Consider the following 15,066-nt stretch of genomic DNA (forward strand, 5'->3'; position numbering starts at 1 on the left):
GGATGATAAATAAGCATTCATGCTCTCGCCTTAACAATTATAGAGAATAAAAAATGAAAAAATTATCTAAAGTTACATTAGTAAAACGAGATCATATTCCATCGATTCGCACTATTGAAGTGAATGGTATGGAACATTGGTTAGGACACGTAAAAGATTTCATGAAAAATAACCAATTGATCGATTTTTTACCAGATGATAACCGTATATCCATGGCATGGGTTCGTCTTGAAGCAGGTGAAGAATTAGAACCACATATGCATCCAGTAGAATCAATGATTTTGCTCTGTGAAGGTTCTGCTGAATCAACAGGGGAGATACAAACAGCTATGGAAGCAGGTGATGCGCTTTTAGTGCCACCTGGTCGTCTCCACGGTTTCAAAGGTGGTTACCCCGATGGTTTTTGGGGATTATCCATTCAATTCGATTCTCGTGGCCTTTACGAGGATTTTACTGACCCTTGGGCAACTTTCCTTCCTGAGCAAGTTAATAAAAATTTGGGTACTACAATTGCGGAACAATTATTTTCTCGTAATGAGATTTATATGGAACGTTTCGATAAACATAAACTTTTTGCTTTAGTAAATCGTGGGCTATTAAAAAAAACACAAGCAAAGAAAAGATTTCTCGATTGTTTCCAAGTGTGGTCTGACTATTTTCAGAAAATGGTGTTAACTCGTGCTGCAACATTACACAACGAGGCTTTTGAAGAACTTACAATGTCCCATCTAGAAGAAGAGTTTGGACATAATCGTGATATCAAAAATAACCGTATAGATTTTGAACCTGTATTTGATCCAGTTCTTGAAGCCGCAAGCTCATGGTTCGCTTATAAAATGATAACAGCAAGTGAATTAGAAAAAGTTGTTTTAGTTCATTTGGTGGTTGAAGCTTCAGCTACTTTCTTCTACAAACATATTAAACCTGTAATGAATGATACTACTTATAAAGCTCACTTTGACGTTCATAGTATTCTAGATGATGAACATGTACGTATGGGCTATGAATTCATATCTAACTACAATATTGAAGATGGAAAACCTTTATTTGAGATACAAAATAAAGGCTGGGCTATGTTAATGACGGTAATGTCACGTATCGCTGATTTAACAGTATACGAAAGTAGTGCAGTAGAAAACGAATCCTAGGAGTTGGTTAATGAACCTTCGATGGGCGAAAGAAGGCACCCGAAGGGTGCCCTCCAAAATTTATACATGTAACCAGATATATGAACAAGAAATTAAAAATATTTTTCTGGGAAACACATGGAATTATGTTGGGCTTTCTTCAGAAGTTGAAAATTTTGGTGACTATATACAAACATTTGTGGGAAAGATTCCTGTCATTTTAATCCGTGATAGAAAAGGAATATTGCGTGTATTTGTAAACCGTTGTCCCCACAGAGGAGCAAAGATCTGCCATAACCTTCAGGGTAATACTAAGCTACTTGTATGTCCTTATCATGAGTGGGCATTTAGTTTAGAAGGTAACTTAGCTGGGATGCCTTTTAGAAAAGGTATTAATGGAAAAGGTGGAATGTCTGAATTTTTCCATCCTGAAGAACATGGTTTGCAAGCTCTTAATGTGACTGAGAGACATGGTGTTATATTTGCTAGTTTTTCATATGATATTGAACCATTTGAAACATATTTAGACCCGGTCATGCTTTCATACTTTGATCGTGTTTGTGATGGTAGGAAACTAAAAGTTATTGGGAAAATGCAGCATAGAGTTAATTGTAATTGGAAACTTCAAATTGAAAATGTAAAAGATCCATTTCATGCAGCACTTCTGCACTCATTTTTTAAAAACTTCGGTATTTGGCGTTCAGATCAAAAAACTAGTGTAAAAGTTTGTTCTTCTGGTAAAAGCAGTGTATTAGTGTCAACAGCCTCTTTCACCAAAGCTGAAATTGAAAAAAATGCAGGGACAAAAACAGAGCTATCACTTTTAGATCCGAGAATCATCGAGCATCAGCATGAATATGACCATGGTACAGGCGCAATTATGACTGTTTTTCCAAATCTCATCCTGCTGCAACAACTCAATTGCTTAGCTATGCGTCATGTTATCCCTGATGGTACAGATAGTTGTATTAAAATTTGGACTTTTTTTGGCTATGAAAATGAATCCGAGGAGTTGACGAAACGGAGATTATTTCAAGCAAACCTACTCGGTCCTTCAGGATTGGTTACCATAGATGATAATGAGATTTTGGCTGTAACCCAAGAAGGGGCTAAAAGCATGCCAGACTCCGAAATCGTTTTAGAAGCTAGTGTTGGTGAGTCAAGTGAAGACCACATGATGACAGAAGCGGCTATCCGTGGATTTTATAAATATTACCGAGGAGTTATGAATCTTGGATGATTATAAAATTTGGTTTACAATCAATAGATTGTATAGCTTATACAACAAAAATTTAGACTCAAAAATATTAGATAATTGGGCATCATATTTTACGGATGATTGTATATACCGAATTACGTCAAAACAGAATATAGATAATGGATGGGATCTATGCTTTGTTTTTTGTGAAGGAAAGAAGATGCTCATAGATCGTGCATCCGCTTTATCTGGGTCAATTTACTTTAGAGACAGAGTACAACAAAGGATAACATCTAATATATTATTGACAAAACTCGAACACTGTGGACAGAAAATCTTAGCCAATACAGAAACAATATTTACAATTCATGAAAGCATATGTGGTCAAGAAAATAAGTTGCTAGTAAGTGGTATAACTAAGGATATTATCGAATATAAAAGTGGTGCTGCTTTATTTAAAGAACGTCTCTGTATTTGCACAGCAGATATTATTACAGATTCAATTGTGTATCCGATCTAAGTTGCATTCTATATAATTAAATGAGAATGAATTTTTTATCCTACATTTTGCATCAATTTTGGGAATTCTTTCTCCGAAAGATGTAGACATGAGCAAGACCATTTTTGGTTTTTGGGTTTCTTTGAGAAGTGAGGTTTTTTTTGATAAAAAATATTCACAGCATCAAAGAAATAGGTATTATTTCTATAGTGGAAATTTGTTGTGATCCTGAAAAGGGAAATATCAGATTAACAGTTGGTCTTGACTATAAAGCACATTGAAATTACTAAACTTAATTACATTGATTGTGATTTAAATCACAATAATGAGGTGCAGAATGTCGGCTTTACCATTATCAGGAATTGTTGTTGTTGATTTAACGCGGCATAGGGCTGGCCCAGTCACATCACGACTACTGGGTGACTGGGGAGCCGAAATTATCAAGATTGAGGAACCTACCGATAAAGGTGACAGTATGGGAGGCACTCGTGAAGGTTTTGATTACCAAAACCTTCATAGAAATAAAAAAAGTTTATCAGTTAATTTGAAAACAGAGCAAGGACAAGGGATTCTCCAGCGTTTGGTTCGTAAGGCTGATATCGTGCTTGAAAATTTTAGGCCTGAAGTTAAGTTTCGTTTAGGTGTCGATTATGAATCTTTGAAAAAAATTAATCCTCGTATTATATGTGGCAGTATTAGTGGCTTTGGGCAAAATGGTCCTTATAGTTCTCGACCAGCTGTTGATCAAATAGTACAAGGCATGTCAGGACTTATGTCTGTGACAGGTACTCAAGAAAGCGGTGCACTCAGGACTGGTATTGCTATTGCTGATATTAGCTCAGGCATGAATCTAGCTCAGGCAGTTTTACTGGCACTATATCATCGAGAAAAAACAGGTGAAGGGCAGTGGGTATATACTTCACTTCTTGAATCAACTTTAGCTATTATGGACTTCCAAGTTGCTCGATGGCTTGCAGATGGTAAAACACCTGAACTTATGGGAAATGACCACCCGACATTAATGCCTACTGGTGTCGTAAGAACTAAGGATAGTGAAATAAATATTGCGGCGGCAGAAGATGAAAAATTCAAAAAGTTATGTCATCTACTTGATATAGACGAAGTTTATTTGAATCCTCAATATTCAGATATCAATAATCGTTCAAAAAACAGAAAGCAGCTTATGGATGAAATTCAATCTGTAACACGGAAATTCGAGAGTAAACAACTAATACAAATTCTAAATGAGAATGGGATACCAAGTGGTTACATCTATGATATAGCACAAGCTATGTCCGATCCGCAAATTCAGTATTTGAAGATGAAATGTTCTATTAAGCACCCATTATTAGGCGATTTGACTCTGGTAGGTCAACCCATGCATCTAAGCGCTTTCTCTGACTTTGATACCGTACGTCATCCTGCGCCAGAACATGGGCAACACACGGAAAGTTTATTAAAAAATTTCCTTGGTTTTGATAATGATGAAATTGCATCGTTTCGCAAAATAGAGGTTATCTAGAAACAATAAGATAATATACCCAATGGATTTCAAGATGGATCGCGGCGGCAAGGGAACGAATCCCCGGGAGCATAGATAACTATGTGACCGGGGTGAGAGAGTGCAGCCAACAAAGAAGCAACTTGAAAGATGACGGGTATAAATATATTTAATTCATAGAGATGAGACAATGAATGCAACGTACACTGAAATATATAGTTTTTGGTCAATAAAATCTTTTATAAGGCTATTTTTATTATGGCTAGCTGGTGCGGGAACTCGTTTGACAATATTGGCTACCCCACCAATCATTTCTGATATTCATCATGATCTAAATTTAACTGAAACTCAAGTTGGGATTATTTCTGGATTGCCAGCAGTATTATTTGCAGGTACCGCAATTCTAGGCTCTCTATTAATTGCAAGGACGAGTGCAATAAAGACTCTTATCCTTGGTTTACTGATTACCAGTTTAGGTTCTGCATTCCGTGGAGCCGCCGATGATATAATTATCATGTATATGGCGACAATGATAACAGGGTTGGGAGTTGCTTTTATGCAACCTGCATTACCTTCTATTGTGAAGGATTGGTTTCCAAAACATATTGTGATTGCGACGGCTATTTATGTTAATGGCCTTCTTCTTGGAGGAGAGGTTATTCCTGTTGCAGTGACAAAATCTATTTTATTACCTATTTTGGGATCTTGGCGACTTACATATGTTTTTTGGGCTGCGATAACATTAATAATTGCAATTTTTATATACAAATTAGCACCTAAAAATAAACATGAAATAATATCGATAAATAAAAATTTAAAGTGGGTTCCAGAATGGAATAACATTATATTATGGAAGTTAGGATTAATGATGGGATGTGTAAATGCAACATATTTTGCAACCAATTTTTTTATTCCACGTTACTTACATGAAACTAATTTTGAGGATTTAACATCTATTTCTTTGGTTGCTTTAAATTTAGGACAAATTCCTGCTTCTATTATTCTTATGATGACAGGAGCCACTGTAGCAAAACTACGATATCCATATTTGATATCAGGAATAGGATTAATTGCATCCTTTAGCAGCATTATGTACTTTGGTACTGAATATATAGTTATTAGTTCAGCATTCATCGGTTTTTTTTCTGCTATCGTTTTAATACTAATGTTAGGCCTACCTAGTATGATTAGCGAGCCACATGAGGTACATAGATCTACTTCACTAATGTTAACAATTGGTTATACTTGTGCAGTTATAACACCAGTAATTAGTGGTTTATCATGGGATATTTCAGGAAATCCAAGTTATGTATTTCTTCCTATGATGATGTGTTCAATCATCCTGTTTATTTCAGCAATAAAAAGACCAATAGTAAATAAAGTGATAAAAAATAAAGTTTAAAATCTGTAAGTGATAATTTTGGAGATAAAACAAAATGAGTGATAAAATTAAATATACCATACGTAAACTAACTCCATACTTTTGTGCAGAAATACGTGATATCAAACTAAATGAGCCATTAAATGAAGATATAATAAAAACCATTGAATCAGATCTTGAAGAACATGAAGTATTGGTATTTCCAGATCAAGATCTCACATCAGAAGATTTAATGCGTATAGGGAGATATTTTGGCCAGTTAACTGTACATCCTTTTGCGGAGAACAGTGAAAAAAATCCAGAGTTAATAGTATTTGATTATAAGAGTGGTAATCCACCTGTATTAACAGATCGCTGGCATTCGGATGAAACATATAAGCTTTGCCCCCCTATGGCTACAATGCTCTATTCAAGAATTGTTCCTGAAATAGGTGGTGATACTTGTTTTAGCAGTATGACAACTGCTTATGATTTTCTTTCAATAAAAACTCAAGATTTCATCCGAGGATTGGAAGCTATACATGACTTTTCATCGTATAAATATCTTTTTCCAGACACAGAAGAAGGTAAAAAATTATTGCAAAAGAAAGAGTTGGAATATCCTCCAATCGCCCATCCAGTTGTTCGAATTCATCCAAAAACGAAAAAGAAAACTCTATTTGTTAACCAAAATTACACTCGTTATATAAGAAATATGGATCAACGAGATAGTGATGCGCTACTGACACAATTATTTAATACAACATCGGTACTTGAATATCAATATAGGCACCACTGGAAACCAAACATGTTAGTAATGTGGGATAATCGCTCTGTACAGCATGCTGCTGTTCATGATTACTATCCCAATCGCCGATATATGGAGCGGGTGACTATTGGAGGTGATCAACCAATTAGTGAGTCGGAACCTGTAAGTCCTGAACAATTGCGTAAATTTAAAGTACCAGCATATAACCATAATGATTCACGCCGTGCTAAACGTCAATTCGAAATTGAAAGTTAGTCCTAACTTAACAAAGGGACGCTTAAAGTCCCTTTTTGCTTTTCACCTGATGTATTGGTTAATAAAATGAATTCTACACTAAAGTTGAGTGTCCAAGACACAATTAGATGTGCAAAGATATCATCTTTGCACATCAAAATATTATTTTTATGTTTGAGCATTCTTATTTTAGATGGTTTCGATACTGCTCTGATCGGTTATATTTCTCCTGCTATTGTTGATAATTGGAGGATTTCAAAAACAGATCTTGGAATTGCTATGAGTTCAGCATTGGTTGGTTTATCTATGGGAGCTGTAACATCAGGTCCTATATCAGACAAATTAGGGCGGAAACCTGTTGTTGTAATTTCTGTTTTCATGTTTGGAATGTTTAGTATTGCAACGATATTTTCTACAACTGTCTACCAATTATCATTCTGGCGTTTATTAACTGGAATAGGTATTGGAGCTGCTATGTCTAATGCTTTGACATTGATTTCTGAATATGCGCCCGAAAATAGAAAGTCACTTATGGTTAACTCGGTATTTTGTGGGTTTCCCTTCGGAGCAGCTATGGGAGGTATTATTGGCTCCTTTATGATTCCCAAGTTTGGTTGGGAGAGTATGCTAGTTATTGGCGGAGTTATCCCTATACTTTTAGTTTTCCCACTTATTTTCATTCTTCCAGAATCAGTTTTATTCTTGATTAATAAAAACAAATCAGAAGAAAAAGTAAAGAAAATTTGCAAAGAAATAGCTGGTGAAAATTATAATAAAATAGATTTTTCAAGATTAAACTTTATCGAAAAACAAAAAATTAAACCTATTAATGAAATTTTATCCCATAAATATTTATCATCAACCTTGCTTCTTTGGAACGCATATTTTATGGGATTATTAATATTCTATGTTGTCACAAATTGGATGCCTATACTTATCAAAGACTCTGGTTTTGAATTAAGTTATGCAACTATTTTAACTGCTTTATTTCCTTTAGGTGGTGGAATTGGGACGATAATATCAGGAATTATCATGGATAAGCTATCTCCTCATAAGATAGTATCATTTAACTATCTTATGACGGGTATTTTGCTCTTCTCTATAGGGTATGTTGATAATATGATCAGTTTAGGAATATTAATCCTCTTAGCCGGAACGACAATGAACAGCGCACAAGCATCGATGGGAACAATAGCTACACTTCATTACCCTACAACCTCTAGAGCTACAGGCGTATCATGGATGCTTGGAATTGGTCGTGCAGGAGGGATATTAGGTGCGATGTTTGGAGCATGGCTCATGCAATTAGGATTAGGCTATCGAGGGGTACTTATGACTTTATTCATTCCATCTGCTATTGCATCTGTTTCATTACTTAGTTTACTTATAGTATTAAATAATAAAAAAATTAAAACATTTTCATCATAAATTATATTTCATTTAGATAGATTAAACTTGATGAAATATGGTGTTTTAAAAAAGTCTAACTTGATAATATCATGTTATATTATCAATTTTATTATTTTACTCGATTGAGGAGGTTTTCTATAAATCAACATATTGTCCACTAAAAAGAAAAAATTATTTTTTAGACAATAAATTTTCACTATTCACTATTCATTGCTACTAATTAATTAACCTCAGGTTAATTAAGAATGAGTAAGATACATCAATCAAGGGAATAGGAGAGAACAACTGGATCGTTTCTTTCATTTCCGTACTGACACACACTCAGTATCAATCATGATCGACGGTTTCAGTTATTGCGGAAGTGTTGCGGACTGGCAGGAGAAATAAGGGAGCCAGACAGGCATGTGTTGGCTGGGGATGGCATCTTCCCGTATTTTGAGCAAAAGAAAACAATGCGTCGTCATACCGTAACAGATATTACGGTTGCAGTACTAAGTTTCCACATAGCTTAAGTATAATTCTTACTAACTCCGATTAATTTCTTTAAATTTCTGGACCGTGTGTTTGATGGCTTGTTCTGTTGGCAAACGCTCCATTGAACTCGCTCCATAGAACCCATGACAATTGGGACAATGAGCCATAATGTAGGCGACATCTTCTGGTTCCGAAATTGGGCCGCCGTGACACAAAGTAATAATGTCATTTCGGATAGTTTTAGCTGCCGAAGCACAAGCGTTAATGATTGGTATACAAGATTTCAGATCATATGATGTATTAGCATTAATATCACCGCCTGTGGTTAGCCCCAGATGTACGACGATGATATCAGCACCTGCTTGTACCATAGCCTCAGCTTCTTTTGCATTGAAAACATAAGGCGTGGTCATCATTCCTTTTTCATGTGCCAGGCGGATTAGCTTCACCTCCAGTGCATAGCTCATGCCTGTTTCTTCCAGGTTTTTTCTAAACTTTCCATCAATAAGTCCTACCGTTGGGAAGTTCTGAATACCAGCAAAACCTTGTGCCTTCAGTTCATCCAGGAAAAGAGATAAATTACAGAATGGATCAGTACCACAGACACCCGCCAATACAGGTGTTTCCTTAACTATCGGTAATATTTCATTACCCATTTCTCTGACAATTTCATTTGCATTACCGTATGGCATTAATCCGGCCAATGATCCTCTGCCAGCCATTCTGAAGCGGCCGGAATTATATACGACAATGAGGTCGGCCCCTCCTGCTTCCTCGCAACGCGCCGAAAGACCACTACCTGCACTCGCCCCAATAATAGTTTCGTTACGTTCGACTTTTTGTTTTAGAGTTTCAATAATCTGATTATATTTTTTCTTCATGAGGAATTCCCTGGAGTCCTATAATTTCCTTGAATTGTTGTATTACAAGAGCACAAAATTGTGGTGAATTGATGTGAAAAGGTGTTTTTATAACTTTTCGCAATTCTGTTTGTTTTATTGTTTTTTTTAATCCATGACAGAAAGCCTGTGTTGATACAGGTAAATAAAAAGGTTGTTCAGGGTAATCTAGCGCAGAGAATCCGCCTTCAGGAATAATGAATCGAATAGGTCCATTACACTTATTCAGTTTGTTCCCTATCCAGATACCAAGCTGATAGTTTTCTTCAGGTGTGGTTCGCATCAATGTCACCTGAGAATTATGCTCAAAAAACAGTCTGTTGCTGTAGCGTTCTGGAACCGTGTCCTTTGCACCAAAGTTAACCATGTCCAAAGCACCAGCACTGCCGATCCACGGAATATTTTTTTTTGCAATGACGTCTAACCGTGTGTCAGGACAACCCAAAACACCCCCAAATAACAGATCGGCAATTTCTGTTAATGTAATATCTAAAACACAAACCAATTCGCCGTCCTTAGCTAATTTCTCCATGCTTGTTCCACCATTGCCGGTAGCATGAAAAGCGAGGCAATCGTATTGAGTATTTAACTCAGTAGTGAGTTGATTAATGCACGGCGTCGTCATACCAAACATCGTTAACCCTAAAGCGGGTTTATGAATATCAGCCAATGGCGTAAAATAATTGACAGAGCCCGCCATCATATTTGCAGCATTAGACAAGACTGAACGGGAAATACGGTTGAGTCCGTTGAGATCGGTTACCGTATAAAGCATGGCAATATCGCTGTCCCTGACGTAGGCTGAGACATTCCCCGATGCCATAGTTGATACCATGATTTTAGGCAAACCGATCGGCAGGCTTTGCATAGCCGGCGTAATCAGCGCTGTTCCACCTGAGCCTCCGATACCAATCACCCCCGCGATATCGTCGATTGAACTGTTCAGAAAATTCGTGAGGGCGACAGACATCGCGGTTATCGCTTTATTCCGCACGCCACAAAAAACGGGATCAGCGCCGGCGGGATGATACTCAGCCACCTGAAGTGAATGAATATCTATCTTTTTATTCTGATGATTTTTCCCAGGAATTGATGTAGACACATCAATGATGATTGAATCCACGCCTGCGAGGCGTAAACAATATTTCAACCAGACCAGCTCGTCCAGTTTTGTGTCTGCTGTGCCAACGACAACCACAAATCGCGTCATAGTGTTCACCCTATGTGGCATACCCAGTTCAACGACGAATGTAAACCTATTGTAATATTTTACAACATTCAAGTTATTTTTTATCATTAGTGATATTTATTACTGTGAATGCTATACGGTTAAAATTTTAAGGGGATTAAATGATTCTGTTTGATGAAAAAAATCTGTCACCAGTCCGGCGTCGTACCCTGGAACGTATCACTCATTCAGCTCTGAAGTTATATCGTGAAAAAAAATTTCCGTCTCCTGAAGAGATTGCTAATGAAGCTGAATATGCGAAGGTCACGTTGCGCAGCTACTTTTCAACCCACAGTGATTTTGTCGAATATGTTGTAAAACAAGTCATTGGATCATTCGTTATCCCCCCTATGGGCGATGATGCAGAGGAAAATATCGAGAAATTATTACGATGGGGTTATGAAGAAATAGAAGCCAATGAGGCACTGATGAGGGATGCTTTACGCATTTCTCAGTTACGCTGGCAGGAATCTTTATCCGGTGAAGATAACCACAAACGACCTGTTTTGAAGAAAAAAAGTAACCGTAAAGAGACACTTTCTACGGCGTTAGCGCCTCTAAAAGGTCAGCTTAAAGATGACACAATACATAAGATTATTATGTTGATTTCAGTTTTATATGGTACAGAGGCTATGACTATTCTGAAAGACACTTTTGGTTTAGAAAATGATGAAATCATCAATTTAACGAGTTGGGCCGCAAAGTTGATTGTTCGGCAGGCCATTAATGAGGAGTTAAAGTAATCAGAAGACCATTTTTTAACATAAGGGTAAACCGGGCATGAGGCCCGGTAAAAGTTTCTTTTGGTGTATGGGCCTGGGTATTTTGTGAGTGGTTATGGTCGCGGTAGGAATAGGGAGTGTTAGAAATTCTGTGTCATTCCAGTAATATATCTCAAAAAGGAATGATAAATGACTCAATCTTTCGATTTCGACAAAGCCCTGAAAGCGCTTCAGGAGGGTCAGGCACTGACCGGTAAGAATGGCATCCTGACCCCATTGATTAAGCAGCTTACTGAAGCCGCTCTGGCTGCCGAACTTGATTCCTATCTGGCTAATGACCTTGAGGCCAACAGGAAGAATGGTTCCACCAAAAAGACCATTAAAGCCCCGACCGGTAACTTTGAACTGGCTACACCACGGGATCGTAATGGGACTTTTGAGCCCCAACTGGTTAAAAAGCACCAGACCACGTTATCAGACGAGATAGAGCGGAAGATTATCCGCCTGTTTGCCCTCGGGATGAGCTACACCGATATCAGCCGGGAAATTGAAGACCTATACGCCTTCAGCGTCTCTGGTGCCACCATCAGCGCTGTGACAGACAAGGTCATTCCCGAGTTAAAACAGTGGCAGCAGCGCCCGCTGGAAGCCATTTATCCCTTTATCTGGCTGGACGCCATCCATTACAAAATCCGTGAGGAGGGTCGTTACGTGAGTAAGGCTGTCTATACCGTACTGGCGCTCAATCTTGAGGGAAAAAAGGAAGTCCTTGGGTTGTATCTGTCTGAAAACGAAGGCGCAAACTTCTGGCTATCCGTGCTGACAGACCTGCAAAACCGCGGACTGAAAGATATTCTCATCGCCTGCGTTGATGGCCTGACAGGCTTCCCGGAAGCGATCAACAGCATATACCCGCAAACGGAGGTGCAGCTGTGCGTCATTCACCAGATCCGTAACTCCATCAAATACGTAGCTTCAAAGCACCACAAAGCCTTCATGGCTGATCTGAAACCCGTGTATCGTGCGGTCTCAAAAGACGCAGCAGAAAGCGCGCTGGACGAACGGATGCGAAATGGAGTCAACAGTATCCGGTAGTCATCCAGAGCTGGCGTCGTAAGTGGGGTAACCTGTCGGGTTATTTCCGCTATCCGGCGGGCATCCGCAAGGTGATTTACACAACCAATGCCATCGAGTCAGTCCACCGTCAGTTCAGGAAACTGACAAAAACGAAAGGGGCGTTCCCGAACGAAAACAGTCTGATGAAACTGCTTTATCTGGGGCTTCTCAATGCACAGGAAAAATGGACAATGCCAATACAGAGCTGGAATCTAACGCTGTCGCAACTCTATATTTATTTTGAAGGGCGTTTGGATAATGTGATAACGTTGTAACCGCTAAATTAACGTGACACAGAATTCTGAACGCCCTCCTTCCATCAAGAATTAGTTCAATTGTTGGGGGAAAATAAAGTTTCATCCTATTGAGTGTGCGTTGCCGGTGTACTAATGGGTTGTATAGTAAAACGTAGTCCTAAGGCGTTAGCAACTTTTGTGATTGTCGTAAATGTAGGATTTCCTTCGCCAGAAAGGGCCTTGTAAAGCCCTTCTCGGCTCATTCCAACATCTCTTGCTAATTGGCTGATGTTACGGGCTCGTGCTATGTCACCCAAAGCAGCCGCAATAAGGGAAGGATCACCATCTTCCATCACGGCCTCCAGATATGCTGCAATATCTTCTTCTGTTTGGAGATAGTCTGCAGTATCGTAGCGGCTGAACTTTACTTTTTGGCTTTTCATCGGTTACTCCTTCCATTGCGTGGCAATGGTTTTTGCCAATTTAATATCGTGGGATTGGCTGCCTTTGTCTCCACCACACAGCAGCACAATGACAATCGGGCCTTTAGCCATGAAGTAGACTCTGTATCCTGGGCCATAGTCTATCCTCATTTCTGAAATACCTTCACCTACAGGTTTCACATCACCTGGATTTCCGAGGCTCAAGCGCCTGATTCGTGTTTCGATCCTCGCTTTGGCCCGTGCATCACGAAGATTACGAAGCCAGCGGTCAAAAAAGTCTGTTTTGATGAGTTCTATCATGTGATAACTATAGTTATCATGCTTCAATGTGTCAACTGTAGCTATCATATCTATTCTATACATTGGGATGAAACTTTATTTTCCTCCCACACCAATAGCGTGCCCCATCTGCGGCGCTTCTGCACCCCCAACTCTTCATTAAGTCCACAAAATATGAAAGTGTAGTCCTCCACTAAAAGCTCTTATGATTACATCGCTTATCTGTATTCGCCGAGGATAACCCCCCTATGTGAATCTGACAAAAGTGTCAAAATGCGTTGATAAAATCTACATAAGGCGTAATTAGTCTTAACAACGCTTGCAATGTTCCCTTAAGGGATGTTAGTGGGCTTTTTTGCCTCTTTTTCTTCTTCAGGAATGACGGCTAATCGTGCCTGATACCCTCTATCCAAAGCCGTATCGCTCACCGGGGAGCTTGTTGCCGATTTACAGGCTAAGCATCTTTGGTTTCAGAATGCTGCCGATGCGGAACAAATTCTTAGTCAGATAAGCTATCACCACTTCAAAATTTACTTGCATCCGTTCCTCGATCCGGCCAGTAGCACACTGCAAAAACGTTTAACTCTGACAAATTGACTCATCTGAAGCACTAATTTCGATTGGTGCGTTTTTTTTGATTTTGCAAAAAGAGTTCTACGTTGAGCACAGTCCCGGATCCCCGCACAGTAAGCCGCATTTAAGATCACCTGCATGGGAATGCTCATGAAAAATCCTGTTTTTTTCTCACTCAGTTGGGTGCTCGTCATGGTATTGGCTGGGTGTGCCGGACAAACTCAGGAGGCTACCGCGTCCGGTGTAAGTTTTCACCATTCTCATCAGGCACGTCCCGCCGTATCCGATATCTATTCTCTGACATCGGAAGTTACACGCTATGATCGCTATACCTTGGTGAGTGTAGCCAGCCAGGCTGCGCAGCGTGAACCCCTCAATCAAATCATCAATATCACCATGCCAGTACCGTTGGTGCAACGCATTGGTGATGGATTGCGTTATTTGCTATTTGGAACCGGTTATTCGCTGTGTGATACCACCGCAACCCATTTCGTTAAATTGATAGGTAGACCATTACCGGCTATTCAACGCAAAATTGGGCCGATACGGCTCAGTGAAGCGTTACAGATTGTTGTCGGGCTAGCATGGCGTATCCGGGTAGATGAGGTGAATCGTGAAGTGTGTTTTGTTTTACGTGATGAATATCGTCAGTTTTCCGAGACGACTGTTGGCCGGATAACACCGCCAAAAATGCGGGTACCGGCACCTACATTGTCCAACAGCACATTAGCCACTCCGTTACCGGTGAAGCCTCCGATAGCTGAAAGACCAAAAACAGATACCCCTAAAATTCCTGTGACAGGAGGAAAACCTACTGCCATTTCTTCTGTATTGCCCACTCAGCCCGTTAAATCCTTACTCAGCGGCAGTACACCCGTGACAACGGCACCGATAGGCAACATCTGGCGTGCGGAAACAGGAACCACTTTGCGTGGAACGTTGGAGCGGTGGGCTAATACAACGGATTGCCCGGTAGGGGGACATTGGGTAGTGGTGTG

The 15,066-nt window shown here is 39.3% G+C and carries 13 protein-coding genes and 1 pseudogene; 10 read left to right on the forward strand and 4 right to left on the reverse strand.

The window, feature by feature from the left end; all coding sequences use genetic code 11:
- The first annotated feature begins 53 nt into the window (after nucleotides 1–53).
- From SLS51_RS09365 to SLS51_RS09395, 7 genes are all read left to right on the forward strand, one after another.
- Nucleotides 54–1,148, forward strand: coding sequence for a cupin domain-containing protein (locus SLS51_RS09365; protein WP_323837650.1), 1,095 nt, complete (start codon nucleotides 54–56; stop codon nucleotides 1,146–1,148).
- Between the two features lie 10 nt (nucleotides 1,149–1,158).
- On the forward strand, nucleotides 1,159–2,367 hold the full coding sequence (locus tag SLS51_RS09370) for an aromatic ring-hydroxylating dioxygenase subunit alpha (RefSeq protein WP_323837652.1): 1,209 nt from the start codon (nucleotides 1,159–1,161) through the stop codon (nucleotides 2,365–2,367).
- Nucleotides 2,360–2,845, forward strand: a complete 486-nt coding sequence (locus tag SLS51_RS09375; protein WP_323837654.1) for a hypothetical protein — start codon at nucleotides 2,360–2,362, stop codon at nucleotides 2,843–2,845. The genes SLS51_RS09370 and SLS51_RS09375 overlap by 8 nt, the downstream gene beginning before the upstream one ends.
- 316 nt (nucleotides 2,846–3,161) lie before the next feature.
- Nucleotides 3,162–4,346: a CaiB/BaiF CoA transferase family protein gene (locus SLS51_RS09380; protein WP_323837656.1), complete on the forward strand. Its 1,185-nt coding sequence runs from the start codon at nucleotides 3,162–3,164 to the stop codon at nucleotides 4,344–4,346.
- Nucleotides 4,347–4,515: 169 nt separating this feature from the next.
- On the forward strand, nucleotides 4,516–5,727 hold the full coding sequence (locus SLS51_RS09385) for an MFS transporter (protein WP_323837658.1): 1,212 nt from the start codon (nucleotides 4,516–4,518) through the stop codon (nucleotides 5,725–5,727).
- A gap of 34 nt (nucleotides 5,728–5,761) precedes the next feature.
- Nucleotides 5,762–6,709 (forward strand): TauD/TfdA dioxygenase family protein, encoded by a 948-nt coding sequence (locus tag SLS51_RS09390; RefSeq protein ID WP_323837660.1) that lies wholly within the window; start codon nucleotides 5,762–5,764, stop codon nucleotides 6,707–6,709.
- A 66-nt stretch (nucleotides 6,710–6,775) separates the two neighbouring features.
- Nucleotides 6,776–8,116 (forward strand): MFS transporter, encoded by a 1,341-nt coding sequence (locus SLS51_RS09395; protein ID WP_323837662.1) that lies wholly within the window; start codon nucleotides 6,776–6,778, stop codon nucleotides 8,114–8,116.
- Nucleotides 8,117–8,622: 506 nt separating this feature from the next.
- Here SLS51_RS09395 and SLS51_RS09400 read toward each other — a convergent pair.
- Nucleotides 8,623–9,453, reverse strand: coding sequence for a phosphoenolpyruvate hydrolase family protein (locus SLS51_RS09400; protein WP_323837664.1), 831 nt, complete (start codon nucleotides 9,451–9,453; stop codon nucleotides 8,623–8,625).
- Nucleotides 9,437–10,681: a Tm-1-like ATP-binding domain-containing protein gene (locus tag SLS51_RS09405; RefSeq protein WP_323837666.1), complete on the reverse strand. Its 1,245-nt coding sequence runs from the start codon at nucleotides 10,679–10,681 to the stop codon at nucleotides 9,437–9,439. Before SLS51_RS09405 ends, SLS51_RS09400 begins: the two co-directional genes overlap by 17 nt.
- 140 nt (nucleotides 10,682–10,821) lie before the next feature.
- Here SLS51_RS09405 and SLS51_RS09410 point away from each other — a divergent pair, with 140 nt between their 5' ends.
- Complete coding sequence (locus SLS51_RS09410; protein WP_323837668.1) at nucleotides 10,822–11,442, forward strand: TetR/AcrR family transcriptional regulator; 621 nt, start codon at nucleotides 10,822–10,824, stop codon at nucleotides 11,440–11,442.
- A 168-nt stretch (nucleotides 11,443–11,610) separates the two neighbouring features.
- Nucleotides 11,611–12,812, forward strand: a pseudogene (locus tag SLS51_RS09415) (IS256 family transposase).
- 86 nt (nucleotides 12,813–12,898) lie between these two features.
- On the opposite strand, the gene SLS51_RS09420 reads toward SLS51_RS09415, so the two are convergent.
- Both SLS51_RS09420 and SLS51_RS09425 read right to left on the reverse strand, forming a co-directional pair.
- On the reverse strand, nucleotides 12,899–13,216 hold the full coding sequence (locus SLS51_RS09420) for an addiction module antidote protein (protein ID WP_110092019.1): 318 nt from the start codon (nucleotides 13,214–13,216) through the stop codon (nucleotides 12,899–12,901).
- A 3-nt stretch (nucleotides 13,217–13,219) separates the two neighbouring features.
- The gene (locus SLS51_RS09425; RefSeq protein WP_439126858.1) at nucleotides 13,220–13,564 is read right to left on the reverse strand and encodes a type II toxin-antitoxin system RelE/ParE family toxin; all 345 of its coding nucleotides are present in this window, start codon (nucleotides 13,562–13,564) and stop codon (nucleotides 13,220–13,222) included.
- A gap of 654 nt (nucleotides 13,565–14,218) precedes the next feature.
- On the opposite strand from SLS51_RS09425, the gene pilL2 reads away from it, so the two are divergent.
- On the forward strand, nucleotides 14,219–15,066 hold an 848-nt coding region (gene pilL2 / locus SLS51_RS09430; protein WP_323837672.1), incomplete at its 3' end, for a PFGI-1 class ICE element type IV pilus protein PilL2.

Source organism: Photorhabdus africana, from assembly GCF_035181445.1.
In the GTDB taxonomy this organism is placed as follows: domain Bacteria; phylum Pseudomonadota; class Gammaproteobacteria; order Enterobacterales; family Enterobacteriaceae; genus Photorhabdus; species Photorhabdus laumondii.